This is a genomic window from Sphingobacterium chuzhouense (assembly GCF_014692525.1).
Lineage (GTDB): Bacteria > Bacteroidota > Bacteroidia > Sphingobacteriales > Sphingobacteriaceae > Sphingobacterium > Sphingobacterium chuzhouense.
On sequence record NZ_JACNYL010000003.1, the window covers coordinates 53,204 to 78,151 of the forward strand.

General features: G+C 42.0%; 24 protein-coding genes and 1 tRNA gene. 6 read left to right on the forward strand and 19 right to left on the reverse strand.

Annotated features, from left to right (window positions below):
- Window positions 1-26: 26 nt before the first annotated feature.
- The 13 genes from H8B21_RS12215 to H8B21_RS12275 form a co-directional block, all read right to left on the reverse strand.
- Entirely contained in the window at window positions 27-1,385 is a 1,359-nt protein-coding gene (locus H8B21_RS12215) for a glycoside hydrolase (RefSeq protein ID WP_190314077.1), read from the reverse strand.
- A gap of 94 nt (window positions 1,386-1,479) precedes the next feature.
- Window positions 1,480-2,199: a hypothetical protein gene (locus H8B21_RS12220; protein ID WP_190314078.1), complete on the reverse strand. Its 720-nt coding sequence runs from the start codon at window positions 2,197-2,199 to the stop codon at window positions 1,480-1,482.
- A 53-nt stretch (window positions 2,200-2,252) separates the two neighbouring features.
- Window positions 2,253-3,482 (reverse strand): fibronectin type III domain-containing protein, encoded by a 1,230-nt coding sequence (locus H8B21_RS12225; protein WP_190314079.1) that lies wholly within the window; start codon window positions 3,480-3,482, stop codon window positions 2,253-2,255.
- Window positions 3,483-3,540: 58 nt separating this feature from the next.
- Entirely contained in the window at window positions 3,541-5,358 is a 1,818-nt protein-coding gene (locus tag H8B21_RS12230) for a RagB/SusD family nutrient uptake outer membrane protein (RefSeq protein ID WP_190314080.1), read from the reverse strand.
- A gap of 9 nt (window positions 5,359-5,367) precedes the next feature.
- Window positions 5,368-8,937 (reverse strand): TonB-dependent receptor, encoded by a 3,570-nt coding sequence (locus H8B21_RS12235; protein WP_190314081.1) that lies wholly within the window; start codon window positions 8,935-8,937, stop codon window positions 5,368-5,370.
- Between the two features lie 166 nt (window positions 8,938-9,103).
- Entirely contained in the window at window positions 9,104-10,318 is a 1,215-nt protein-coding gene (locus H8B21_RS12240) for a FecR family protein (protein ID WP_190314082.1), read from the reverse strand.
- A gap of 119 nt (window positions 10,319-10,437) precedes the next feature.
- Window positions 10,438-11,016 carry an RNA polymerase sigma-70 factor gene (locus H8B21_RS12245; RefSeq protein ID WP_190314083.1) on the reverse strand — a complete coding sequence of 193 codons (579 nt, stop codon included), beginning with the start codon at window positions 11,014-11,016 and terminating at the stop codon, window positions 10,438-10,440.
- Window positions 11,017-11,112: 96 nt separating this feature from the next.
- Complete coding sequence (locus H8B21_RS12250; RefSeq protein ID WP_223815006.1) at window positions 11,113-12,531, reverse strand: sugar MFS transporter; 1,419 nt, start codon at window positions 12,529-12,531, stop codon at window positions 11,113-11,115.
- 270 nt (window positions 12,532-12,801) lie between these two features.
- A complete protein-coding gene (mobC, locus tag H8B21_RS12255) occupies window positions 12,802-14,829 on the reverse strand; it encodes a conjugal transfer protein MobC (protein WP_190314084.1) in 2,028 nt (675 codons plus the stop codon).
- 42 nt (window positions 14,830-14,871) lie between these two features.
- Complete coding sequence (locus H8B21_RS12260; RefSeq protein ID WP_190314085.1) at window positions 14,872-16,158, reverse strand: relaxase/mobilization nuclease domain-containing protein; 1,287 nt, start codon at window positions 16,156-16,158, stop codon at window positions 14,872-14,874.
- Window positions 16,143-16,550 carry a mobilization protein gene (locus H8B21_RS12265; RefSeq protein WP_190314086.1) on the reverse strand — a complete coding sequence of 136 codons (408 nt, stop codon included), beginning with the start codon at window positions 16,548-16,550 and terminating at the stop codon, window positions 16,143-16,145. The genes H8B21_RS12260 and H8B21_RS12265 overlap by 16 nt, the downstream gene beginning before the upstream one ends.
- Complete coding sequence (locus tag H8B21_RS12270; protein WP_190314087.1) at window positions 16,511-16,756, reverse strand: hypothetical protein; 246 nt, start codon at window positions 16,754-16,756, stop codon at window positions 16,511-16,513. The genes H8B21_RS12265 and H8B21_RS12270 overlap by 40 nt, the downstream gene beginning before the upstream one ends.
- A complete protein-coding gene (locus H8B21_RS12275) occupies window positions 16,753-16,932 on the reverse strand; it encodes a hypothetical protein (protein ID WP_190314088.1) in 180 nt (59 codons plus the stop codon). Before H8B21_RS12275 ends, H8B21_RS12270 begins: the two co-directional genes overlap by 4 nt.
- Before the next feature lie 152 nt (window positions 16,933-17,084).
- Here H8B21_RS12275 and H8B21_RS12280 point away from each other — a divergent pair, with 152 nt between their 5' ends.
- Both H8B21_RS12280 and H8B21_RS12285 read left to right on the forward strand, forming a co-directional pair.
- Window positions 17,085-17,237 (forward strand): hypothetical protein, encoded by a 153-nt coding sequence (locus H8B21_RS12280; protein ID WP_190314089.1) that lies wholly within the window; start codon window positions 17,085-17,087, stop codon window positions 17,235-17,237.
- On the forward strand, window positions 17,234-18,823 hold the full coding sequence (locus tag H8B21_RS12285; RefSeq protein WP_223815080.1) for a recombinase family protein: 1,590 nt from the start codon (window positions 17,234-17,236) through the stop codon (window positions 18,821-18,823). The genes H8B21_RS12280 and H8B21_RS12285 overlap by 4 nt, the downstream gene beginning before the upstream one ends.
- On the opposite strand, the gene H8B21_RS12290 is transcribed toward H8B21_RS12285, so the two are convergent.
- A tRNA-Ile gene (locus H8B21_RS12290) sits at window positions 18,783-18,856 on the reverse strand. The genes H8B21_RS12285 and H8B21_RS12290 overlap by 41 nt on opposite strands.
- Before the next feature lie 90 nt (window positions 18,857-18,946).
- Here H8B21_RS12290 and H8B21_RS12295 point away from each other — a divergent pair.
- Both H8B21_RS12295 and rpsU read left to right on the forward strand, forming a co-directional pair.
- Window positions 18,947-19,576: an HAD family hydrolase gene (locus H8B21_RS12295; RefSeq protein ID WP_190314090.1), complete on the forward strand. Its 630-nt coding sequence runs from the start codon at window positions 18,947-18,949 to the stop codon at window positions 19,574-19,576.
- Between the two features lie 94 nt (window positions 19,577-19,670).
- A complete protein-coding gene (gene rpsU, locus H8B21_RS12300; RefSeq protein WP_105722868.1) occupies window positions 19,671-19,862 on the forward strand; it encodes a 30S ribosomal protein S21 in 192 nt (63 codons plus the stop codon).
- A 55-nt stretch (window positions 19,863-19,917) separates the two neighbouring features.
- Here rpsU and H8B21_RS12305 read toward each other — a convergent pair whose 3' ends face one another.
- Genes H8B21_RS12305 through H8B21_RS12315 form a run of 3 tightly spaced genes read right to left on the reverse strand, consistent with a single transcriptional unit; the run spans window position 19,918 to window position 23,238 of the window.
- A complete protein-coding gene (locus tag H8B21_RS12305) occupies window positions 19,918-21,078 on the reverse strand; it encodes a glycosyltransferase family 4 protein (protein WP_190314091.1) in 1,161 nt (386 codons plus the stop codon).
- Window positions 21,053-22,069, reverse strand: coding sequence for a lysylphosphatidylglycerol synthase transmembrane domain-containing protein (locus tag H8B21_RS12310; RefSeq protein WP_190314092.1), 1,017 nt, complete (start codon window positions 22,067-22,069; stop codon window positions 21,053-21,055). Before H8B21_RS12310 ends, H8B21_RS12305 begins: the two co-directional genes overlap by 26 nt.
- Window positions 22,063-23,238: a glycosyltransferase family 4 protein gene (locus tag H8B21_RS12315; RefSeq protein WP_190314093.1), complete on the reverse strand. Its 1,176-nt coding sequence runs from the start codon at window positions 23,236-23,238 to the stop codon at window positions 22,063-22,065. The genes H8B21_RS12310 and H8B21_RS12315 overlap by 7 nt, the downstream gene beginning before the upstream one ends.
- Before the next feature lie 210 nt (window positions 23,239-23,448).
- On the opposite strand from H8B21_RS12315, the gene H8B21_RS12320 reads away from it, so the two are divergent.
- A complete protein-coding gene (locus H8B21_RS12320) occupies window positions 23,449-23,637 on the forward strand; it encodes a hypothetical protein (protein WP_190314094.1) in 189 nt (62 codons plus the stop codon).
- Between the two features lie 23 nt (window positions 23,638-23,660).
- Here H8B21_RS12320 and H8B21_RS12325 read toward each other — a convergent pair whose 3' ends face one another.
- Window positions 23,661-23,915: a hypothetical protein gene (locus H8B21_RS12325; protein ID WP_190314095.1), complete on the reverse strand. Its 255-nt coding sequence runs from the start codon at window positions 23,913-23,915 to the stop codon at window positions 23,661-23,663.
- An 87-nt stretch (window positions 23,916-24,002) separates the two neighbouring features.
- Window positions 24,003-24,248, reverse strand: a complete 246-nt coding sequence (locus tag H8B21_RS12330; RefSeq protein WP_190314096.1) for a hypothetical protein — start codon at window positions 24,246-24,248, stop codon at window positions 24,003-24,005.
- Window positions 24,249-24,394: 146 nt separating this feature from the next.
- On the opposite strand from H8B21_RS12330, the gene H8B21_RS12335 reads away from it, so the two are divergent.
- Window positions 24,395-24,862 (forward strand): hypothetical protein, encoded by a 468-nt coding sequence (locus H8B21_RS12335; protein WP_190314097.1) that lies wholly within the window; start codon window positions 24,395-24,397, stop codon window positions 24,860-24,862.
- Window positions 24,863-24,948 lie beyond the last annotated feature (86 nt).

Below are 24,948 nucleotides of genomic sequence, written 5' to 3' on the forward strand. Positions count from 1 at the left end.
TTAAATATATACTTGCGAGTTATTCGTCACCTAAATACTACCGTATTTACGGACTGCGGTTTTAAATTCAAGTAAATGCCATTGGGTCCAGGAGCGAATGCTACATCCCCTTCATCCCATAAATTACTCTCTATAGAAGTCACCTTATACGCCGTGGTTCCAGAAACATTTGGAAGTCGTATCGCTACCGGCTCAGATTTCAGATTGATCAATTGCAAAACCAGCTTGTTGTCTTCGTTGAAACCGGCCAGCGGCCAAATATCCTCATCTGAACTCTCAGCCTCGACCAATTGCACCTTGTTTAGAAAATCTGTCTGGTGCCTTGTCAAGTAATAAACAGGGTACTTGGTCAGGGTATCGGCCGACATGATCTCATAGTTTCTCTGCCATGTCCAAAATTGGGACACTTCGGTATTGGAATACCTAAAAACCCTATGCGATATTTTCGCAAAGCGCCAAGCATAATCCCAATTCAGATTGTATCCCGGTGTCTGGTGGGCAAGTGCGTCATGGCCAAGCTCGGTACACCAAACAGGTCGGTTATATGTCGCAGCCAGATTCGCCACCTCTTCAAAGATAGAATTGGGTTCGGTCTCTGACCACCAGCTGTGAAAACTCAACGGTCCCAGATATTTAACAACGTCCGGATCGGCTGCGATGGCAGAAGCAAATGGCACAGTGGTCTTTGTGGAAGATGTATCGCCCCAAAGGAATATAGTTTTCAAACCTGAATTTTCAAACCGCTCCCCGGCCATTTTGATAAAGACAATCGACTCTTCCGCACTGAACAGCGTCATATATCCACCATTCGATTCGTTGAAAGAGAAATAATCTGCCTCTACACCATAGTTATTTTTAGCCTCCAACAAAAAAGCTTCGATCATGTCGATTACCTCGCCATATTTATCCGCTTTGATACGTCGTTTGTTTTGGTCTTGTGGATTTTCAACGAGCTCGTCAGCCACACGCCATACCGAAACCGTGAAGTTGACTACTCCATAATCTTCCTTCATGTCCCTCATAGCCTCAAGCAGAGAAATTACGCGCGCCTGCTCAAGGATTTTTTCACCCTTGTAGTTTTCATACGGTACTCCATAGAACTGTAATGGCAATGCTACCCGGACATGGGTCGGCTTGAACTGTTGAATGGTGTTTTTCCCCACTAAATCCCAAGCTTGTGTCGTGTAGTTGGCCTGGGGATAATTTCCTCCAATAGAGATGATTTTCTGTTTCATCCTTTCTGGAAAGATACGTACCTCGGGATAATCGAGCGTATCGATTCCACTATATATCTCTAATTCCTTTTTGTACACTTCTCCGGAACAGGCGAGTACTATACATGCCAATACCGTAGCAATTTTTCCTTTTATTAAAAATCGTTTCATAACATCTTGTTTTAGTAGAGAATAGTTTCCCACCACACCTATATCTTACTATCGGCGGGCCCACATTATTATCCAATTCTGTATATATGCTCTTTTATTTTGACTGGCTCAATCTCAAGGCATTGATACAGTAGAAATCGTTGAGATTGTTGTTGTTTTCTCCTTTTGTGATGGTGATCGTGATATGGCCATTTGCATCAGGCTTCACTCCATTGGCAGAAACCGTTTCCGAACTGTTATTTGAAGGGTTCAAAAGAGCCACGACTTCATTTGAACCTTTAACAGTATATTTGGTTTCACGATTGCCTTTTGCCTCGATGGAAGCAAAGAAGGCCAGATCATATTTTTGACCGTTGGTCAACCCTTCTAACCTAAATACTGCCTCTTGACCATAGCTATAAAATCCTTGACCAGAAACGGCATTGGGCATTTCAAAGCCCTTTATATTTGTTCCTGTGGCACCGTTGATGTATCTCACCTTATTGAATGCCGTGACATACACCAATGAAATTCCGGTTTTATTTCCCTCCTTATCGATGAGGTTTGAAATAGTACCACGGGGGTGAGGTGCAGGATGCATAATATGGGTCAGATTATTCCAACCGGCCTCAGTGTTATCTACCCCAAAGTTGACAAATATAGGATTGGTCAAATTTGTTGCTCCAACCTGTCCATCACTCTTTTCCGATAAATTCGGGTTGAATATCCCTGCAACAGCGTACGTAGCGGTATAGACAATGATTATCAAGATCATCCACGCTGATTTCAAACCAACTGTGATTAAGTTTCTTCTAGCTTTTAAGTTACTTTTCATAAGATTTAATTTTCGCATTATCATTGTTTTTCTGATTTTGTCATATTCCTCTATTAATCTGATAAGGTTAGTCGCATCGCATTGATACAATAGAAGCCGTTTGAAGTCGTGTTATTATCTCCCTTCCGAAGTGTAATGGTGATGTTGCCGTCGGCATCCGGATAAACAGCACTTGCGCACGCTATCTGAGAAGTGTTATTTGTAGCGTCCAAAGAAGTGGAGACTTCGTTAGTTCCTGTTACGGTATATTTCGTCTCACGACCGCTTCCACCCGGATATCCCGAAAAGAAACATACATCATAAGCCTGCCCGTTGCGTAGCTTTTCCAGCCTAAACACCGCCATACCTCCACCGGCATCAACCCCGTAAAATCCTTGCTGTGAAACAACATTTGGCATCTCAAAGCCCGTTATACTTGTCCCAGTTGGTCCGTTAGTAAAACGCGCGCCAGAGGCTCCAAATCCCGTAGCGTATACGAAACTAACTCCCGTCGGGGCTCCTGTCTCGTCAACGAGGTCGGAAATCGTTCCATTTGCATGAGGATGTGGATTGGGGATGTGGGTCAGATTATTCCATCCGGTAGCGGTATTGTCCATTCCGAAGTTTATAAATACTGGAGCAGCCAAAGCCAATGCACCGACTTCTACGTTTAGCGTTCCCCTCAACATCTCCCCCTTATATATCCGGAACGTATACGCCGTTGCTGGGGTTAATTCCTCAACGAGCACCTGTCCATTTTCAATTTCAGAGGAAGAAAGGGAAATCGTACGCGTGGCTGCTCCCGAAGCAGAAACAGTGATTCGATCTACGTCTTTGCCGCTATCCCAGCTCAGTAAAACTGAAGTCTCGGCTATATCTGCTTCATCAGGCGTAAAAAATATGTTCTCAACACCTGTCTGAAATGTAATAGCAATAAACTCTGAATCCTTGACAGCAGGATTTTTGCTGACAGCTTTGATCCGTGCTGAATAGCGGGTCGAGCTCCACAAATCGGTAAGTACGTATGTACTGACCTCGCCTAACTCTATCTGCTGGAGTTCCGTTTCGAACAGAAGATTATCTTTGCTGACTTCCAGCAAATAGGTAGCATCTGCAATGGGTATCCAAGACAATGTTACCTCATTGGTATTGACGCTTGCCTCAAAGCTAGGTGGACGGAACAAGCGTTCCGTGGTGTTTTCCGGATCTTCGAGATTATGCTTTTCACAGGAAAGCATAGCTCCTAAAAAGAATATTCCCAGTACAACAAGTAAAGTGTTGCATTTATTTCTTATCAATCTCATAACTTATAATTTTTTAAAAAATAACCATCAGTTTAAAACTAGTGTGCTAATTATCCCATTAAGGTATCTGATCATTTTCCAATACACCATTGCTCGCCGTGATGATATTGACATTGATCGGATGGAGATGATTGTTTTTGGTTTCATCGTAGCCGTGGGCGACATTATTCATACTATTTGTGAATGCCGTCTTGGCCGAAGCCGACATTAATGGAAGCCAATTGGCACGTGTATAACCGGGAACCGCTGTACCTGGTAGGCGGTAGTCCGGATTGAGGATATCAATGGTTTCGCCGTCGCTTCCTGTCTGCCAGAATATATAATTCGGCACCAAATCAACGTATTTGGGATCATCGTTTATGATCTTATGGCTTTCTTCCTTCATTTCCCTAATTTTTGGCCCCAATAGGTTCCATCTTACGAGATCCGTCTTGCGCAACATCTCCCCGCCAAATTCCCACGCACGTTCATCTACGATAGCCTCAAAAAAATCTTCTTTGCTTCCAGACACACTCTCTATATAAGCAGTCACCTTGGTTGGCCACAGGTCAGATTCAAAAGCTCTTTCTCTTACCTTTGAAAGTGCGGCTTTGGCCTCTGGCGTTGGTCCTTCGTTGATTTCGTTTTCAGTTTCAGCATACATCAGGAGAATATCCGCATAGCGCATGATCGGCCAGTTTACACCGGTATATTGCGCCGTCTGATTTTCCCCTCCCATTGCCGGGCTGATCCAAGACTTTCGCCATTTTGTAGGACGAAATTCCGTACCCCCACCGGAAATTAAGCGTTGTACATCGGCAAATCCCGATAGACCATAAGTATATAGCTCCACAGAAACATCTCTACGAGTATCCTCTCTGTCGAAGGAATAATAGTAGTAAGGAGAGGTTCGGATAGTGCCTACGCCACGCCCATATTTGGCTGATGGGACAGTAAACCCGAAAAGCATTCCGATATCATAGCCAATACGACCACTTATCAACCGACCAAACGCAATCTCGAACATGACTTCTTTATTTGCAACATCTTGAGAGTATGCGTGCAGAGTTCTAAAGACATTCTCGAAACTTGGGTTTAGATTGTGTTCGTAGCTATCTATCAGTTCTTTGCACTCCAGATTAGCAATTTGGTAGTAGTCTTCCCAATGACGGCCTCTCCGAGTTTCAAGGGTCTTGTTGCGGAGCGAATATCCGGCATACGCTAAAGCCATTCTGGCGCGTAATCCTTTGAGGAAACCTCTGTTTACTCTTTCCGCCGTGCCGGTCTCACGCATCCAGGGGAGATAATTCTCGGCATCTTTAAGATCTTGAATCAGAAATTCGTAAATTTCATCCCGATCGGTCTTCGGAAGGTAATAATCGTCTTCTGCCTGAGTGGACGTTACTTTGAACGGTACATCACCAAAGATCTTGATCAGCTCAAAATAGCATAGTGCCCGTAGCGTAACAGCTTCTCCATAGATCCGTCGTGCCTGTGCAGCATGTTCACCCTCCCATATCGGGCTCTTCGGCAGATTGTCTATACAGATATTTGCCCTTTCTATGGAGGAGTAGAGTAGATTCCACCATGTACTCATATTGGCAATTCCCGGATTGGCATCATAATGGGCAATGTTAAACGTACCGCCATTATTTGCAGCGACTACAAATTCTAAATCGGAGTCAGCATTGTACCAAAGGAAAAAAGATCCAAATAATTGTACAGAAGCCAGGTTATCATAAGCACCGTTTACCACCTTCTCCGCAAAATCTACATTCGAAAAGGAATTTTCTTCCGTGAATATTGAATTGGATTCAGTCTTTAAGTAATCCTTACAGGCTGTAAAAATTCCAAAGACCAGAAAACAAATTCCAAATACTATATTTCTTTTCATCATTGTCATAATTTAAAATCCAACATTTATACCCACGTTATATGTTCTGCTTCTGGGGTAAGCACTCCAGTCCACACCAGGGGTCAATGGCGTACGGCGCGCCACATCCACTTCGGGGTCATATCCAGAATAATTGGTCCATGTCCAAAGATTATATCCTGAAGCATATAAACGCAACTGACTTAACTTCAGCTTGTTCAAAACTCTGGAAGGAAATGAATATCCTACCGTAAGGGTATTTAACCGAAGAAATGATCCATCCTCAATAGCCCAGGAATGGAGCTGCATGGTACCCATTCCGGGAGACCACAGCTTAGCGTCTTTGTTCATTTCTGCCAATGCAGCCGGATCACTGACCAGTGCGCCAGTCTCTTGGTTGTAGTACGTGAACCGGTCTTCGGAGCCCATTATACCCAGTAGGTTCCTGTAACGATAGCCAAACGGTTGGCTGGTAAAAAATATCTTATTGGCATTGTAGATATCATTGCCGTACACCCAGTTGAAAAACGCCGATACATCCACGCCTTTATATTGTGCCGTAAAGTTGATACCGCCTGTGTGTTTAGGATTTGCATTTCCAATCACAGTTCTATCGTCCGGACCTATGATCGCGTCGTCGTTCAGGTTCTTGAACCTCAGCGCTCCCGGCCAAAACATTGACTGACTCAATCCTAAAAGATCCTGATTGGACGGTATACCGTCTTTCAGCGTATAGTGCTGACGGAAGTTTGTAGCCGTTGGGTCGTAGTTAAAATCATCAAATGAATACATGCCATCCGTCACATAACCGTACATTTCACCGATCTGGCCTCCTTCCCGGACCAGATAATCGCCTGCGATGGTTCCGGTTCCCACCCAGCCATACCACATACTAATCTGTTCCCATTCCTTTGCTTCGCCAAGTTTGTCAATCCTGTTCCTGTTAAACGCTATGTTAGCGGACGCCGATAAGCTAAAATCTTGTTTATCAACGATCTTGCTACTCAATGTCAATTCCAACCCTCTATTGGACGTTTGTCCAATATTCTGCCATTGATTGGTATAACCGGTGCTGGAAGGGATAGTGGCTGATATCAGCAGATCTCGTGTAGTGTTTTTGTAGACTTCTACCGAACCCGTAAAACGCTGCTTGAATAGTCCAAAATCTAGGCCTATATTTCTTGTTTCAGTAGTTTCCCACCGTAGTCTGGGATTTGAAAGTACTCCGTCAGGTGTCAAAAAAGGTGTACGAGTGCTTTCATCGCCTGACATGAATATATTACCCGTATTCACGGTAAAGGTCTTTCGCCAGGCATTATCCGTGATCCTATTATTGCCCGATTGGCCATAGCTCACTCTCAATTTAAGATCACTAAGCCATTCTTCTGTCCGGAACATAAACGCCTCGTCATTGATGCGCCAAGCCAGTGCAACCGATGGAAAATATCCCCACTGGTTGCCTTCGGCAAATTTACTCGATCCATCAGCCCGAAGTGTCGCTGAGAGGAGGTATCTGCCGAGATAGTCATAATTCGCACGACCAAAAAATGAAGCTACCTTGTCAGCTGGATTGTCGAATGTCAGTGTAGGATCTGGCGTACCCAACTGCATCATGCTCAAAGCTGACACCGGATCGATGTACATCGGAAAATACCGGGAAACATCGGTGATTGATGTTGCCTTTTCAGATACAAGCTCCTGTCCCAAAGTTGCTGTTAGATTTCCTCCGGAATGGATGTTCCGCTTATTATATGTAAGTACATTTGCCAACCTATAACGCTGTGAATTTGTCTTTGCAATCCGAGAAAAAGGAAGGCCGCCGTACTCATTTACATTGATTGTATTTAATCCATAGAAGTTTTGGTTGGTCATTTCCCTATATATATTGCCATACTCAAACCTATAGCGTAAATTTTTGCTCAACTGTATGTTTGCGGCTCCATTGAAGTTAAAGTTTAAACGTTTGGAGCGCCGGTAGTCATCTTGCGTCTGTTTAACCGGGTCACGATTATACAACGTGGATACTTCAAAATCTCCGGGATCAGCCAAGTCCGGGTCAATATACTCTGATAAACCATGTACAGGTCGATATTGAACCACATGTGGCAGACGGCCATTGGCAGATGTGCCAGCTCCTCTAATAGCTTGATCCGAAAGCATCATATTAAGATCTACCGACAGCCAATCATTGATCTTGTTGGTCGTGCGTACATTTAGGTTTGTCCGTGCAGAGCCTGATTCCAACATGATCTCCTCATCATCATTACGGGTCAAGCTGATGTTATAGCGTGTTCCCCTTTGTCCTCCGGAAAAAGCCAGATTGTGAAAGCCACTTGTACCTGTTCGGCCGAACACCCGGTCTTGCCAATCGATGGCGGTCATCTGCTTGTAGAGGTCAATGTCCTGAAAAGAGCCGTAGAAGCGCTCGAATGAAGACACTTGAGTAGAAACCTGATCAACCTCATATTGCCAAAACACGTACTCATAGGGATCAAGGACATCTAAAGTCTTGGTAATATGTTTGACCCCGAGAAAATTGTTATAGGCAACTCTGCCTCTTCCTTCTGTACCGACTTTTGTGGTGATCAAAATAACACCATTTGCACCACGTGCACCATAAATGGCCGTTGCGGAGGCATCTCTCAACACGTCAACCGAAGCAATATCGGTAGGTGATATATCATTGATATTGTCTATCGGAAACCCGTCCAATATGTAAAGAGGGGAATTGTCCTGCGTTAAGGATCCACCACCTCGAACCCGAATCTTGAAATCGGCATCCGGTGAGCCTTCAGATTTAGTAATCTGCACACCCGCAATACGTCCAGTAATAGCTTCTGCTGCGGAAGTGACCGGAATATCTTTTAAGTCCGAACCGCTGACAGAACCCACCGATCCGGTTAGGTCTCTTCTACGAACTGTGCCGTATCCCACCGCCACGACTTCATCCAACTCTAGGGTTAGCTGTTCTAATGTTATGTTGACACTGGTTTGCCCTTCTATTTCCTGCTCTATTGTTTTGTATCCCAACATGGAAAAAACAAGTGTACCAGAACTGCCGGAAAATCGAAGACGATAATTCCCACTTGCATCCGATACTGCCGTCGCTGAAGAGCCTTTCACACTGATCGTCACTCCCTGAAGAACCACTCCCTTGTTATCCTTAATTTGCCCGGTAATGACCTGTTGTTGATCGACGGTCGGTTCCTTGTTGGTCGTATTTGCATGCTGAGCCAATGGTTTTATCACGATGTTGTTCTCGGTTATCTGGTAGGTCAGTGACAATGGATGCAACAGTTGCTCTAAGACTTTAGACAAAGGTTCATTTTGAACCTTGATCGAAACAAGTTTGGAGGGTTTCAAAAAACGATCGTTATAAACTACGACAAATTCGGTTTGTCTTTCGATTTTTTTGAATACCTGATCCATTCGCTCATTTTCTGAGTCTAACGTTATTGTCTGCGCTTTCGTGGAAGCACTTACATGCACACAGAGAATAATCGACAAGAAAAAGATTAGCTTCATAATGCGTTTCAGTTGATGGTTACTATATATAGCTGGTATATTTCCCCCCAAAATGAAGAAAAAATGATTTCTTTTCATTAGTTTTATAATTATCAAGTGTTTTGTTAACAAATTTTATTTTGGTTAGCGGAACTATGGGGAAGTGTTAGCCGCACTTCCCTTTTCCATTATGTCGTTATATCTTTATATCCATATCATTGATTTTAATTAGTTTATAATTTGGTTGTATTTTATTTTATCGTATTTAGTACACTATCAATTTTTTGTCTTGCAACTTCACAGCGATTGTAGAAACCTGAAGAATTTCCAATAGCCCCATAAGAGACGTACTTCGCTTGATCTTTCCGCTAAAAGTTTCTTTCGGGATACTTGCTTTATATTCCACTTCCACATCGTACCATTTTTCCACCTGCTTCATCAGATCATAAACCGGCATATTGTTAAAATAAAAGAAGCCATCTTTCCATGCAGTGTAGATCTCAGTATCGACCGGTCGGACTGAAATCTCGGTATTATCATCTCGAACGATACCTTGCTGACCGGGTTTCAACACAACTGACGAAACATAGTTGTCCGCTGAACGCAAACGAACAGAGCCTTCGACTAAAGTTGTACGAACATCAGACTCATCATCATATCCGCAAATGTTAAATTCGGTTCCCAGAACCTCTACCAATTGTCCCTTTGTCTTCACCTTAAATGGGATTATTTGTACTGGCTCTCTATTATTTGATCGAGGTTTTTCTACTTTTGCCACATCGAAATATGCTTCTCCCGATAATTCGACAAATCGTTCATCGTTTACAAATCTGCTTGGATATTTTAATGTGGATCCGGCATTAAGCCTCACTTTGGTCCCGTCAGGCAACGTAACGGCATACGTACCTCCCCTTGGCGTCGTTAACACGAACTCTTCGACATCATTGTCAGAGAGCTCCATCACTTCTGTCAACCCATCTTGGTAAGTGATCTCTCCATTTTTAATTAATATCCCTTCCTGTCCTTCGCTAAGACTTATAGTGCGACCGTCTGCCAAAGTAAGTAGTGCACGATTGCCGCCAGCCTCTATGTCATGGGACAACGAAGTGTATTCAATCTTGCCAAGTTCCGTTGGTGAGTCCTTTCTCTCGTACATAAGCCATCCAAATGTCCAGACTATAGCGATGAGAGATGCGATAGAAGCTACCCATTTAAAGATCGATACCGTTTTTCCTCTTTGTTTCAATTCATAGCGCTTCTTAAAGCGTGTAAGAGCAGCAAGGGTATCTATAGATTGGTAGGATTCTTCAAACTTCTCCAGGGAACCTGGTTGCAGAACATCGTTAAGCAAAGCTTTGTTGGCAGGTTCAGATAGCCACTCAAAAAGATTTTTTTGTTCTTCAGCAGTCAACGTGCCGTCCATGTGCTTTTCAATAAGCGACACAATAGTAAATATGTGGTGCAAGTGTTTATCGTTCATGACTGGTTATTGTAATTCACTACCTATGTAGCTTCCATCCTCTATATAAGTAGAAACAGATATGATCGGATTATGTCCAAAGAAAAGAAAGATTTTTTTCAAAAAGTTTACAGTATGGATCAGAACTGCCAATAATCCATAGCGATCAAGAGCAACAATAGATCCAGATCCTTTCCCTCAAGACGTTGCCTTAAAAGCATCAAGCCCCTGGCTTTTTGACTGTTGATAGTACTGACGGAGATCCCCAATTCATCAGCAATCTCCATAGGCTTCTTTTCCTCCTCGAACAATAATTGGATAATTTTCTGGCATTGTTCAGGCAATGAGCGGATTGCGGTGGAAAGGGATGCGCAGACTTCTATTCGGACGATATCTTGTAAAATGGGCTCCTCGGCCATCGCTTTTTCTGATGCATATGCCGTTTGATGTTTGTGACGATTTTGGAGTTTGCTAATCTCGTTGTATGACGCATTTTTTGTGGAGATGTACAAAAAGGCTTTTAGGGCTTGAACGTCTGTGAAGCTGTCTCTTCTTTCCCAAACCTTGTAAAATACGTCCTGCACAATTTCTTCAGCGAGAACTTCATCGACAACGAATCGCCTTGCAAAAGTAACCATCAACGGAAAAAAGCGATGAAAGAAATAATCAAACGCAGGCTCTTCTCCCTGATTTAAACGTTTTAACAATGCATCATCCATATAAAAAACTCTACCCCTCCTTAGACTGTAAAGAACAACACTAAATTACACATTTATGGCCAAACAATAGAGACAAAATCATTGAAATAAAAGCCATTAGTGTCCTCTAACCGCTAAATCCGATACAATCTTCTTTTTACCAATAAACATACTTCCATAAACAGCCACATAAACATAACACAAGCCCGGAATCCAGAAAGATTGTCTTAGTCCCACGACATCTGCCAACAATCCTTGCATGATCGGTACAAGGGCTCCTCCCAAAATTCCCATCACCAACAGCGATGCCCCCTGTCCTGTATGTTTACCCAAACCGTGTATACCCAATGTAAATACGTTGGACCACATCACGGAATTAAATAACCCTACAGCGATCAACGACCATAGTGACCAAGCTCCCTGTCCAAAGATGGTACAGCAAATCAAAGCTATATTGGCCAGTGCAAAAAACATCAGAACTCGCGCAGAATATGACCCTGACAACATGAAGATCAAACAATTTGCCAACATGAACAGTAGGAAATATGCAACTTCACCAAATGGGATATCCACCAAAGTATAAATGAGCAAAAATACGGAGGCCATAGCGGCAATCATAAAAACGATCCGTCGTGCTACTCCGATCTTTCCATTGAGCCAAATAGCACCCGCAAATCGTCCGATCATGGCTCCTCCCCAGTATAGTGCCAAATAATTTTTACCGATATATTCTCCAGCTCCGAGCACATCGGGCTCATTGATAAAACTAATTATAAAACTGCCGATAGCCACTTCGGCTCCAACATAAAAAAAAATACCAAAAATACCTGCTCTCAGTTGGGGAAAAGCCAAAGCCCCCAATCCTCTTTCTATGGGTGAGGTCGACTTAAATTCGGGCAGTTTGGTGAAATAAATTTTTGTGGCAAATAGTAAAAACAACAGACCAAAGAGGATATAGGAAATCCCTGTAGATCCAGACGCGTCTACCGTGGTACCTGTAAATAATTCAAACATCAGGTACCCTCCTAAAATGGGAGCTAAAGTCGTTCCCAAAGAGTTAAATCCCTGAGCCAAATTGAGCCTGCTGGATGCACCGGCAGTGCTTCCAAGTAGCGTAACGTAAGCGTTTGCGGAAATCTGTAGAAGTGTAAAGCCCAGTCCCAATACAAACAAGCCAAAAAGAAAAATCCCGTATATACCGATGCTGGCCGCCGGATAGAACAAAAAACAGCCCGCCGCAGACAGCGAAAGTCCCAATAGAATTCCTCCTTTGTATCCGATCACATTAATCGGGTCCTTATAAACATAAGAGATGACAAAATAGGCAAGTGATCCGATAAAGTAGGCTCCAAAAAAAGAAAACTGGACTAACATTGCTTCAAAATAACTTAATTGGAAAAGGGCTTTGAAATGTGGAATCAAAATATCATTCATACAGGTTACAAACCCCCACATAAAAAATAAAGCAATTAGCATTATCATCGGCTGATTGTAACCGTTGCCGTCGTTTAGAAAGGAAATCTTATTTTTTCTCATTTATACTTGGTTTATAATTATAGCAAAAGCCAGTTCGTCGCTCTGTCTTCTTACTTTAATTTATTAAAACAGACGTCATGCGTAATTTGTCCAAACAGGTGACAAATTTTTATTAAAAATCAAAAACAAGAATATATCCTTGACGTTTAATATAACCCGATAATCTTCGATGAGGTTGACTTTCTGCAACTTCCCTCTAAAATCCCTATCCAGTTTATATCGTTAAAAAGGATATAAACAGCAAAAGAAATATAGCAAAACTCTATCTCTTTACATCGACACGGTATGTCCATCGTTTTCTTTAGATGGTATTGCGTGTTCGTCCGTTTTTAAGGACGATTCTTCCCAAATATGTTGGGCATTGATCAAAGTCAGTTCTCTATTGATAAGTTCCTCCACTTCACGTTTTATCTTTTTATAATTTTCCTGTATGTCCTCCTTTGTGACAGGCTCGATTACAGGGATGGATTTATAGCCGTCTTCTTCTGCTTTGATGCCCGCATGGTCGTTCTGTATCTCACAATGGAACATTTTCAATTTGATCGGCTGGTCGGGCGTATCAGCCACTATGCCAACAAATTCGCCGGATGACAGGGTCGCAATCTTGGATGCGGGAATAGCATAGTCCATTTGTGTGGACTTGGAAATGGATGTATCGCTACTACTGATACTCATGCTCTGCCTGTCCTGCACGATCTTACCGAAAGTTTCAGCAAGCTTCTTTGCGCTGTCACCGGTGACCTGTCCGCTGATAATATTCCCCGAAATCCCGGATATCACGTCTGCATGGTCTCCGCCGTAGTCTTTCTTTAACTGATCTACTGACTGAATACCCAAGGTAACAGCAATCCGATTACTTCTGCCAGTGGAAATCGTGGGGATGATGTCTACCGTCAAGGTCGGAAATTCATCAAACACCAGACTGGATTTGAGCTTATCTTTCTTGTTGACCAGCTTCAACAGACGGTTTACATATAGAGATAAGACGGCTCCATAGGTCTGTATCTTCTGCGGATTGTTACCCATGCAGACAATCTTCGGTGCTTTGGGGTTATTGATATCTAACGTAAAATCGTTACCCGAAAGCACGTAGTACAATTGAGGTGATGATAACCTGGCCATACCAATCTTGGCCGATGCAATCTGGCCTTCCAGCTGTGCCATCGCCTTGTTGTGGTAGGCCGAAATGAAGGGATTGATCAATCCCTTGATTTCTTCCTCTGTTTCCAATATGGCGAACAGCTTATCGTAATCGGTCTGCATCAGTTCGATAACATGGGGCAATGTGCAGTATTTGCCGTCTTCATACCTGCGCAGGTACCAGATGACTGCCGTTAAGAAGTTGATTGGGGATTCCACGAAAAAATCGCCAGTTCGCTTTAACCACTCGCGGTTTAGGCCCAACATGATCGTGCGGCTGGCTTCTGTAGCGTCTGTAATATCGTCCATATTGGTCGGGTCGAGCGGATTACAGCGATGGGTACGTGTCAGATCTTCGAAGTTGATAATGTAAAAAGTAGGTTTTACCGGATAGTTTCTGTGGTACAGTAAAAGTTTGTTGTACGCTATGGTCGTCAGGTCATCAAACTTAAAATCATATAAGAACATGGAAAAGCCCTTTCTGATGTGCTGGTCGATCACATGGCGGATGACAAAATAGGTCTTGCCCGCTCCACCGCTACCTGACACGAGCGTACTGCGAAAAGGGGCAACATTATTGATCCAGCCTTTTCTTCGTTTGCCTTTAAGGTTGTACACCATCGGTAGGTTGACCGAATATTCATTTTCCAGCAACTCTTCCTGCTGCGGAAAGGTTTCGTTATCCGTGTTGAACGGGTCGTTATCTAGTCTGTTCCTGATCAATCTGGAGAGCAACGTGCCTCCCGTAAGAATCAGCAGATAGCCTATACCGGTCAAAGCGATGTAACATAAAGTTACGATGGAAATCTCGGCTTTAAGAAGGAAACATACGCTACTGATAAAATACAGGAGCATTCCGGTGAGCAGGTACGCGATAATGGGTCGTAGTTGTATCTTTTCTTCCTTTTTACCCTTTACGGCAATCAGGGAAATGAACAGGCAAAGCAATGCGGCGAGCTTGGGTTTCCAGATACCGTCAAACAGACCTGTTTTGGCAATATTTTCTGTAATACGGTCGGTAATTTCCGCGGTAAATCCCCACTGGCTGAATGCCGGATAGCAACTGAGGTAAAAATGAATGGTAAGTATAAAAAGGCTGATAAGACGGGTGAAATCGGCAATCTTGCGTAATCCTTGAATATCTTCTCCTGTTTGCATGATTTTAGTATTAAGTGATGGGGATTATTGAATTGGGGACTGTTATATGTTTTGTTCCTGCCCGTGATCCTGTTCGGGAAATCGTTTCTTTTTTTTCCTTTTGCGTGGTATGCCCAGACTGTAATCGGTGTGGGTTTTGTCCAGCATCCCCTTTATGTATGGGGCTTGCGTTGGTGTTTTCAGATAGCTTTTGGCATTTGTCTCCTTTTTGAGGTAGCTGGTCTTCTGTGGAGTTTTGAGATAGGCTTTCTTTTCCGGGATCAATATTTTGTCCGTGGTGCCAAAACGTTCGATGATGGCTTTTGCACTGTAAGCCTTACCCAGATCGCTACCGTTAAAAACCGTCTTATGCCTGTTGTCGATAAAGGTCACTCCGTAGGTAAGTTCCTGTTCATTCTGCCTGAAGATTACGTGGATATTTTGCCTTGCCAGTTCTGCTATAAAAGTGGCTTTGGTGATCGATCTGTATTTTTTAAAAAGGCTGTCAATGGTTGACTTTAGGGATTCCCTATGGGGTTTGCGCTTTTCTTTGCCCTGTTCAAATTTCTTTTGGAGACCGGATAAGGTCGGGTTGCCATAAATAGCACTGGCCTTGATCGGAATGCCGACCTGTTCGCCTTTCTCATTGATAATGCTGTATATCAATCCATTTTTCTGGAACATGGCTGTGTGTTCCCTGCCACGGTCAGCGGTTACGTTGAATTGCTGGATTATCGCATTAAACTCGGCAAGAGACGTGAACGCATAACTGCGGATGACAGCATTCACAATATTGGTTATGCTTCTTTTGGTGAGGGTTTTGCCATATACAGCTTTTTCTATATCGGCGGCCTTGATACCCAGAGTATTGCTGGTTTGCCTGCCTTCGGCCGGCACCAGACCGTATTCCTTTTCGAGTGCCTTTCTTGCTGTTTCGGATAGTGTCTGTCCGATGCCATGAATGTCGATACGTTCGCCGTCAGCCTTGATATTGGTCGTAGCAATGTGGATATGGCTGTGGGCGGCGTCTGTATGCCGGTAAACTAAATAAGGTTGGTCGCCAAAGCCGATGCGTTCCATATAGGCGGTTGCAATCTGCTGTAACTTTGCATCGTCCAGTCTGTCCTGCGCATCGAAATTGAGCGTAATGTGCAGGGCGTTGGTCTTGACCCGGGCATTGAGCATGGTACGGCTCTGGAAGCGTTGCAGTTTCTGTGCAAGACTTAGATCATTGATGTCCGTGGCAAAACCGCTGGCCAGAATCAGTTTCGCCTGTTTTTCCTGTACCTTGTCCTCGTTGTAATGGAGTATCCCCCGGATACTCTTTCCGCTGATTATTTTTGCAACCATTTTTCTGCGAGTTTAGAGATGATCGCCAATAGCTCATCGACCTTTGTACCCACCTCTTGGTACATCTTTGCTGTTTTCATGGCATAGAACGCACGTTCGGATTCGCTCTGGCTGGTATGAAAACGGTGGGTCTGTTGATTGATGTTGATGCCGATGGCCTTGAGTTCCTTGCGGATCAGTGCCATTTCCTCCATAGGTGCGTTCATCGAGATGTCACGGTGGAAGCAGTTGATCCGCTCTTTTGAAATTATCTTACGCGCAACCTCGCCGACACTCCGGCAATCGCTTTCGCGCTGTATTTTTTCAAGTCTCTTGAAGACGGTTTCGGTAACGCGTAGGATAATGGGATGGCTTAACAGCTCATCGGTTTCCGCAAGCTTTTTTCTTGGCATTTTGATACATCTTTTTGGAAGGTTCCAGACCTCGCAAGTTCCGCAGCGAGGTCACCGGCCGTATGGACGGCAAGATGTTTTCGTATACGAAAATACATCTTGCTGCCCACCGTCGTGGGCCGTAAAGCACCTAACGAAAGTGCTTCGGAACGTTGGTTTGTAATTAATGGATTGTTTGAAAAATTTGGATAAAAAGCTGTTGTCATATCTGAATTTTCTTCTCGTCCTGTTCCTCGCTTTCTGTTCGGTTCATCGGGACAAATGACCGCAGGAGTTGTCGGATTTTTTTACGGGGTTCCTGTCGGACACGTCTGATTTTCGGATAGGGTCTGCCGTTGAAATGACGGCCTTTCAAATGGGGTACTTTTTTGCTTGCTTTCATGGTTTTGCTGTTTGCTTTACTGTATCCAAAGTTGGCAAACATGCTGATCGCATTTTCCCATATGGGATATTTTTACCGTCCATTTTTATTTTTCCCATATGGGATTTTGTCACTTCTTTTCGTGAGATTATTGTATCCCAAAAGGAGACATAATGTGGATTGAAAAGCGCAATATTACCCCTAAAAAAGCTGTTGAAATACTGAAGAAAAGCGGTGTTGAAATGTCAGAAAAAAAAGCAGAAGAGTTGTTGGATTTCCTGTATTTTTTAGCTAAATTAGTTGTGGATCAGAACTTTAAGAAATGAACAAAAGAGATGTAACAGCAAGGATTTTGATCGCAGATCTGTACATTCGCGTGAGTACCGACGAACAGGCGGACAAGGGATATTCCCAGCGAAACCAGGAAGAAGTGTTGCGAAAATATTGTGAAATAAACGGTATCACTGTTCGTAAGGTGATCTATGAAGATCATTCTGCAAAAACGTTCAATCGACCCGAGTGGAGAAAGCTTCTAACATTCTTACGTAAAAACAAAAATAAATCGGATCTTGTCCTGTTTACCAAATGGGATAGGTTCAGTAGGAATGCATCCGATGCCTATCAGGTGATCAGTACGCTTAAAAGCCTTGGTGTAGAACCGCAGGCCGTAGAACAGCCGTTGGACATGACAGTGCCAGAAAATAAGATGATGCTCGCCATCTATTTAACAGCTCCCGAAATCGAGAACGACCGTAGGGCACTGAATGTATTCTATGGGATGCGCAGGGCAAGAAAGGAAGGGCGTTTTATGGCAACTGCACCTATGGGCTATGTAAACCGCACATTGGAAGGCGGGCTAAAACGAATTGTCCCAAAAGAACCACAAGCTTCGATCATAAAATGGGCGTTTAAGGAACTTAAGCAAGGTAGGTACTCTACAGAACAGGTATGGAAGCAAGCACGAGAAAAGGGATTGAACTGTTGCAAAAATGCATTTTTAATGGTTGTACGAAATCCTGTTTACTGTGGAAAGATTGTCGTACCAAAATACAAGGATGAGGAAAGACACATGGTTCCAGGATTACATGAGCCATTGATTTCGGAAGCTTTGTTTTATCAGGTACAGGATGTACTGGATGGACGCAAACGAGCCTTTAACACATCAATTACCTCTATGGATACGCTTCCTCTTAGGGGATTTTTAGGTTGTTCCAGATGCGAGAGGATATTGACAGGAAGTGCGTCGAAAGGTAGATCGGGGTATTATCATTATTATCACTGCTCTTCAGCCTGCGGTTATCGAAAAAAGGCTGAAGAAGTTAATGACACCTTTGTTTCGGCATTGAGCGAATATAACCTAAACGAAAAGGCTGCTGAGATTTTTAAAGTAGTAATATTGGATGTGTATAGCAATTCCTCGCAGCATCGACGAGAAGCAAAAAAGAAGCATATCGCACAGATTACCGAATTGTACAATAAGCTGACCAAAGCACGTGAATTGTTATTGGCTGATGATATAGACGCTGTAGATTATAAAACCATTAAAGCGGAAACCGAACATAAAATCAACGTATTGGAAGCTGAACTTTCGGAATTAGATGGTAAGATGGCCAAGATACCGGACCTCGAACCAATTGTTGATTCCGCAATTCATACATTGACGAGAATTGACGTAATGTACTGTAAATCAAACAATGAGCAAAAAAGGAAAATTATTGGTTCGATGTATCCTAAAAAATTCACTTTTGAAGAAATAAAAGATCGAACCGCAGAAACAACTGACCTCTTTCAATTTATCTACCTGATAAACAAAGAATTAAATATAAAAAAAAGAAGGGCAAATCTCGAAAATTCGGATTTGCCCACTTGGGTGCGCCCACCTGGGCTCGAACCAGGGACCAAAAGATTATGAGTCTTCTACTCTAACCAACTGAGCTATAGGCGCAGCGTTTTTATTAATCTGCCAAAAGTGTAACTACTGTTCTGTTTTGACGATGCAATTATCGATATTTACAGGGAGAAAACAAAATTTTCCATGCAAAAAATTAAAAATATTATACTCGATTACGGTAATGTCATTTTTATGATTGACTTCGCTCGTGTACACGAAGCTTTTATATCCTTGGGTATCAAAAATGTAGATAGTTTCTTTGGGCATCGCGCTCAAGACTCCCTATTCGACGCTTTTGATCGAGGGGAAATTACTGCTTCTGTATTTAGAGATGGTATTCGAACGCGTTCGAACCGACCGGACTTAACAGACGAACAGATCGATGATGCTTGGAATGCGTTGCTAATTGGTGTTCCGGACGGCAAACATGAAATATTGGAGTACCTACAAACAAAGTACAGAACATTTTTGTTAAGTAATAACAACGAAATCCATTATGCATATTGTATGAAGTATATTCAGGAAAAATATGGTGTTCCGAGCAATTCGGTGTTCTTTGAAAAAGCTTATTATTCGCATCTAATGGGATTACGTAAACCCGAAAAAGAAATTTTTGAGCATCTAGTTGCCGATACAGATATTTTGCCAACAGAGACATTGTTCATTGACGATAGCTCTCAACATTTGGAAGCAGCAGAAAAATTGGGATTCCGTACTACACTGTGTAGCAAAGAGGAACCGTTGGAAGAAATTGTGAAAAGGCTCGCATTGTAGACATTTCTTTAATAATTCCTTTTAACATATGGATTATTTATCTATCTTTGCACACACAAAAATTAAAAGGGCACGAAAGGAGGTATTTAAAAGCATGATTATCGTAAATGTAAAAGAAGGAGAATCTTTAGACAGAGCGTTGAAACGTTTCAAGAAGAAATTTGAAAAAACTGGTGTATTACGTGAACTTCGTTCTCGTCAAGCATACGAGAAAAAATCAGTAACTCGTCGTACCCAGATTAAGAAAGCAATCTACAAACAACATTTAAACCAAGAGAGCGTTTAATACTGTTTGATAAGATAAAAAGTTAAAAGAGACTGTTTTTGCAAACAGTCTCTTTTTATTTTATAATCAATTCCCTGAATAGGTTTGCGTATTCACTCACCATTTTCCTCCAACCAAAATGGGTTAAAGTATAGGTTCTAAAAGCATGACGCTGCTGTAGTTTATCTTTGTCGTTCAATAATTCCTGTATAGCTTGCGACCAAGCACTGGCATTTTCTGATTCTATCTGTATTCCGTTTTTAAGATGTTGTATAGCATCAGTAATGCCTTCCAGTGCGGCAGCCAAAACAGTTGTTCCAGAGGCGCTTGCTTCTAAGCATACCAAACCAAAGCCTTCCATATCCCCTTCGACCTGGATATTGGGCATTAAAAAGGCTTCTACATGGCTTAAAAGTATTCCAAGTTCCGTTTCAGGCAAGTTCCCTACATGTTTCACCCGCGACGAATAGGCAGGATTACATATTAGCTCACGTAATGCCTCTTGGTCTGAAGAATAACCCATAAATAACATATAGAGGTCTCGCCAGCGCTGGGGCAACCGCGACACCCATTTTTCAATTGGCTGGACTTCTCTAAAAAATGGCCCTGCCATAACCAAATAGAAATCGTCCGGTAAAAGAGGTAATACTTCACGGATAAACCATGAGAATCCCTTACGTTTAACCGGACGTCCCAAAGTCATTAGGATTTTCTTTCCGGCTGGTAAGTGATACGTATGTTGAAATTTTTTCCATTCTGCGATAGAGCTTTTCGGCGCCACCTGATGACTAATACCATTCGCAATGACAGAGATCTTTTCCGAATTTATCCCACGTTGGATAGCGGCAGCAGCCGTAGCCGTACTAACAGCGACAATATGATCATATCGATTAAATCGTGGAAAAATAAAACGTTGATAGACTTTCAGAGGGAAAACTACATCAAGCCCATGAAGTGTGACCACTCTCCGTAGATGGCTATAACCGACATGCCAAAGACTAACCGCTGCTATCAGTCCGTCGTTGAAATGTACAACGCCTATTTTAGGATATCGATGTATCATGGCTAGAATACGACCGTTCAATTTACGGAAAAACTGAAAGTAGCTTTCGTCTTGTGTATAGACAATTTTCCGAACAGTAGCATAGGCTCGCATTCCCTCAATCAACTCAAAACTCTGCTTTTCCATTCCTCCTGTAGTAGGAGGATATTTATGACTGACGAACAGGATTTCCATGTTTGAAAACTTTAAGTGTATCGGTTTTTCGAACGAGCATATAACAGATTGCCCCTATCAAAATCCAACATAACTGGCGTGCACGGCGTAATATAGATACAGTGACCCAAACGGTGGCAGCGGAGATACCAATACCAGCCAATACCACTTTATTACCCAACTCCTCGATACCTATTTGCCCAGGTATAAATGCACCTATACTTTTAATCATGATAACGCCCATATCTAACAATACGCCTTGTATCAATTGGACGTCATAACCTAGAAAACGAAGAATAAAATAAAATTCCATACTTCCCACTAACCAATGTAAACAGAAAAAAAAATATGACCACCAAAAAAGTGAGCTCTTGTGTCTGAAAAAGCATTGTGTTTGAGCCACCAAATTAGAGACCACTCCCTTTAGACGTTTCCATAAGTTAAGCGGGACATTACGGCTAACTTGCTCTATTCGATTTTGGCTTAGCAGATAGAAAAACAATATTTTTAGCGAAAGCAACAAGATTGTCAAGATGAGTATGCCGTATAACCAAAATATCTGAAGCTGGTTGCCCACGGTAGCCAGTAACCAGCATAAGGCTAGAATGAAAAGTAATAATTGTGATAAAACAGCCGTAACACGCGATATTACTACAGATTCAGCGGCATTATTGTCTGAAATTCTATAGGATTTCAACATTTCACGCTTTAATATATCCCCTCCTATTACACTCGATGGATTATAGAGTCCAACCGTTTCGCCTATCTGCCGAATACCGAAGAGTTGCCATAGTGAAAGATGATTTCGTTGTGAACCTAAACATACCCACCAGCCGATCGTACCGAGCAAATACGCCAAAAACGTGACGACTAGGATAATGACGAATTTACCACCTATTTTCTGAAGTTCTTGAAAAACAGCTATGAAGTCAACCTGTAAAATAAATACAACTATAGGGACTACGATACAGATAAGAATTAAAACTTTCAGTCCCTTTTTATTCATCAGCATGCTGCCCAAACCATACGTTCTTTCGGTTGTAACGCTAATCGTGTTACTTCCTCGAAATAGCGATCTGTCAAGTTTTTCCAATCCAATTTTTGTGCATAAGCGAGTCCGGTATCATGCATAAATTTATGTAATGTTGGATCGGCGAGTAACATCCGAATGTAGATAAGGTAATCCCCCGCTGATTTTGGTAAGCATTTATAGCCTGTCTGTCCATGACGTACTAAATCTGCACTTCCTCCGCCATCAGCAATGACGCAGGGTAAACCGGAAGCCATCGCCTCCACCACGACATTCCCATACGTTTCAGATATGGAAGGAAAAATAAAAACATCAGATGAAGCATACAATTTTGCAAGCTTGGTGTGAGGCAACTTACCCATAAAAATGGCTTCAGGCATTTGCCGTTTCATTTCCTCTCCAGCCGGTCCATCACCCGCTACAATAAAATTATGTGATAGCTGTGTTTCCCGAAGCCGTTTATAGATATCAATCAACGTTTGTATATTCTTTTCCCATACAAGCCTACTAGCAAATAAAATATTCGGTCTATCATTTCCCGTTATATCTTGTATGTACGCCATGTCTCTTTTTTGTGGATTGAAAAGCCTTAAATCAATACCACGCTGCCATAAGATCAATTTCTCTTTTTGTACACCTAGACCTTCCAGCTGCTTCTTCATCGCACAAGAAGGTATATATACTGTATCACAATGATTGTAAAATCGACGCATAGCGGATGTCATCCAACGTTGTACCGGCTTGATAAGTGTAGGAACCTTGCGGAAATAATAAGGTATGTAGGAAAGGAAATTGGTATGATAAAGACTGATGACCGGAATGTTTCGAGATCGTGCATAACGTAAAGCAAAAAAACCCAAGAAAGAAGGAGTCGCAATATGGATAACATGCGGTTGAAAATTATCCAATTCTTGCTTAATCCGCCCTCTTATTAATGCAGGTAAGCTAACACTATAATCTTTATTTACCCCCATATTGAGGGTGGGAACACGAATAGAACGATGCCCGACAATTTCCTTGGGACCTTGTCCATAAATAAAAAAGAAAGAAAAGCGATCATGGTCTATTCTATTGATAATTTGAAACATGGTGCGAGCAGCTCCATCATGCTCTTCAAACAATATCTCCGCAAAAAAAGCTATTCTTATCATATACTTAGATGTTTGTTTCCACGAAAATAGATATCTCATATTTTCTTAATAGAAACTGGATATTAATGATTTATGAAATTTTAAAGCGCATTGATCTCTTATACGAGTGAATTAAGAGAGATAGATGAGGGTAAACTATCGTTACTAACGTACAATGTCGCAGGCCTTCCGGATTTTCTTTCAGCTGCAACAAGTTCCCGAGCCTCCAGTATGAAAAAAATTTCAGAGAAAATCAACCGGTTTGATATTGTCAATGTACAGGAAGATTTCCATTATCATCAAGAGCTTTATGGAAACGAAAATAAGCATCGTTATCGAACCGCACATAAGATAGCGATACCGTATGGCGATGGTATCGCACTTTCCGACCATTACACGATTTCGACTATATTAAAGTAGAAGAAAAAATAATTTTTGATCATCTAATCTTCCGGAAAAAAGCGTACCTCTTGTCGAGTATGGATGTTTCTAAAACTGACGGACGCATGCTCTTTTAAGTTATGTAAAAGCTCGTAATCAGGATCAGCAGCAAAAGCTCGCTCAATTTTTTTCAAGACGAGTACAGCTTCACCATCGTCTGAACACGTTTTATAAAGTTCTTCGGAGAACACACCTAGGCTTTTGTCCTCCACACTTTTAATAATTCTAATAGGTCGTCCTGGCAATTTTTCTTCCATATTTTAAGAACCTTCTTCAGTTAAAAAAGTTCTTTGTCCCCGAGTAAATCGTTTCCTATAAGTTATTCCGACTAAAATAACGGTTTATCAGTCTACCTTTGTAAACTCCGCTATCAATTCATGTGTCTTCTCTTGAATGTCCTTTGGAAGCTTGTGGAATACATCCTGATCTAGGGTCAACAACCCCTCCTCTTTATATATTTCAGCAGTGTAAAAACACTCATGCAAGGAATCCACTTGGGATTTATCGGATGTAAAATATTCATGAAATTCCTCTTCTATCCTGTCCACTAGCTTATTAAGCTGCTCTTTTGTAATTGTATTGGTTTCCATATTCAAACTCACATATTTAAAAAAACAACTGAATCCACAAGATGTTCTGATAAACCACTATAAAAACATCAACAATAAAAACTATCGTAGTTTTTAAACTGAATCTCCATCAAATTGTTCCCTTAATAAACAACGTCATATTTTTTATGGAAAACAATGAAAATATACATACCGATCAGTTACAAGACTTAATTCAAATCTTGACAGAACGGATAGAAATTTACACAAATGCTATTTCTTCAGTAGACTCTGACAAGGATGTGGATCTCATCGCTTTTTTTGAAAAAAGTATGCAACTATCACAACAATTTAAATCAGAACTCCTCGTGATCTTGCCAAAAGAAGGCTTGTCGCCTTCTGAAAAAGAATGGACAGCAGGTGCGCTCTACCGTAAGTGGGAGAAACGAGATCCATTTAAGGAGGTGTCCGGCCGGGAACAGGTGCTTAGAGCATGTGAAAAGATGGAAGAGATTATACAGGACATTTTTAAACAGATCCTTTCGGCAAAAAACAATTTTTCTGAAAATACTATGGCTATCCTCAAAAGCCAAGCAACACTTCAAAAAGAAATATACGAGTTGATAAAAGACTTGAGGCAGAAAAAAGCAATTTAATATGAGGTGAAAAAGGTGTTAATTATTGTTAACAAACTCTTTTAAGAGATCTACTGGCACCTCTATTGTAACACCTAAGTGACACA

Bases quoted from the DNA above. Each gene is read 5' to 3' on its own strand.
- H8B21_RS12215 (WP_190314077.1), bottom strand. From the start codon at position 1,385: ATGAAACGATTTTTAATAAAAGGAAAAATTGCTACGGTATTGGCATGT.
- H8B21_RS12220 (WP_190314078.1), bottom strand. From the start codon at position 2,199: ATGAAAAGTAACTTAAAAGCTAGAAGAAACTTAATCACAGTTGGTTTG.
- H8B21_RS12225 (WP_190314079.1), bottom strand. From the start codon at position 3,482: ATGAGATTGATAAGAAATAAATGCAACACTTTACTTGTTGTACTGGGA.
- H8B21_RS12230 (WP_190314080.1), bottom strand. From the start codon at position 5,358: ATGATGAAAAGAAATATAGTATTTGGAATTTGTTTTCTGGTCTTTGGA.
- H8B21_RS12235 (WP_190314081.1), bottom strand. From the start codon at position 8,937: ATGAAAAGAAATCATTTTTTCTTCATTTTGGGGGGAAATATACCAGCT.
- H8B21_RS12240 (WP_190314082.1), bottom strand. From the start codon at position 10,318: ATGAACGATAAACACTTGCACCACATATTTACTATTGTGTCGCTTATT.
- H8B21_RS12245 (WP_190314083.1), bottom strand. From the start codon at position 11,016: ATGGATGATGCATTGTTAAAACGTTTAAATCAGGGAGAAGAGCCTGCG.
- H8B21_RS12250 (WP_223815006.1), bottom strand. From the start codon at position 12,531: ATGAGAAAAAATAAGATTTCCTTTCTAAACGACGGCAACGGTTACAAT.
- mobC (WP_190314084.1), bottom strand. From the start codon at position 14,829: ATGCAAACAGGAGAAGATATTCAAGGATTACGCAAGATTGCCGATTTC.
- H8B21_RS12260 (WP_190314085.1), bottom strand. From the start codon at position 16,158: ATGGTTGCAAAAATAATCAGCGGAAAGAGTATCCGGGGGATACTCCAT.
- H8B21_RS12265 (WP_190314086.1), bottom strand. From the start codon at position 16,550: ATGCCAAGAAAAAAGCTTGCGGAAACCGATGAGCTGTTAAGCCATCCC.
- H8B21_RS12270 (WP_190314087.1), bottom strand. From the start codon at position 16,756: ATGACAACAGCTTTTTATCCAAATTTTTCAAACAATCCATTAATTACA.
- H8B21_RS12275 (WP_190314088.1), bottom strand. From the start codon at position 16,932: ATGAAAGCAAGCAAAAAAGTACCCCATTTGAAAGGCCGTCATTTCAAC.
- H8B21_RS12280 (WP_190314089.1), top strand. From the start codon at position 17,085: ATGTGGATTGAAAAGCGCAATATTACCCCTAAAAAAGCTGTTGAAATA.
- H8B21_RS12285 (WP_223815080.1), top strand. From the start codon at position 17,234: ATGAACAAAAGAGATGTAACAGCAAGGATTTTGATCGCAGATCTGTAC.
- H8B21_RS12295 (WP_190314090.1), top strand. From the start codon at position 18,947: ATGCAAAAAATTAAAAATATTATACTCGATTACGGTAATGTCATTTTT.
- rpsU (WP_105722868.1), top strand. From the start codon at position 19,671: ATGATTATCGTAAATGTAAAAGAAGGAGAATCTTTAGACAGAGCGTTG.
- H8B21_RS12305 (WP_190314091.1), bottom strand. From the start codon at position 21,078: ATGGAAATCCTGTTCGTCAGTCATAAATATCCTCCTACTACAGGAGGA.
- H8B21_RS12310 (WP_190314092.1), bottom strand. From the start codon at position 22,069: ATGCTGATGAATAAAAAGGGACTGAAAGTTTTAATTCTTATCTGTATC.
- H8B21_RS12315 (WP_190314093.1), bottom strand. From the start codon at position 23,238: ATGATAAGAATAGCTTTTTTTGCGGAGATATTGTTTGAAGAGCATGAT.
- H8B21_RS12320 (WP_190314094.1), top strand. From the start codon at position 23,449: ATGAAAAAAATTTCAGAGAAAATCAACCGGTTTGATATTGTCAATGTA.
- H8B21_RS12325 (WP_190314095.1), bottom strand. From the start codon at position 23,915: ATGGAAGAAAAATTGCCAGGACGACCTATTAGAATTATTAAAAGTGTG.
- H8B21_RS12330 (WP_190314096.1), bottom strand. From the start codon at position 24,248: ATGGAAACCAATACAATTACAAAAGAGCAGCTTAATAAGCTAGTGGAC.
- H8B21_RS12335 (WP_190314097.1), top strand. From the start codon at position 24,395: ATGGAAAACAATGAAAATATACATACCGATCAGTTACAAGACTTAATT.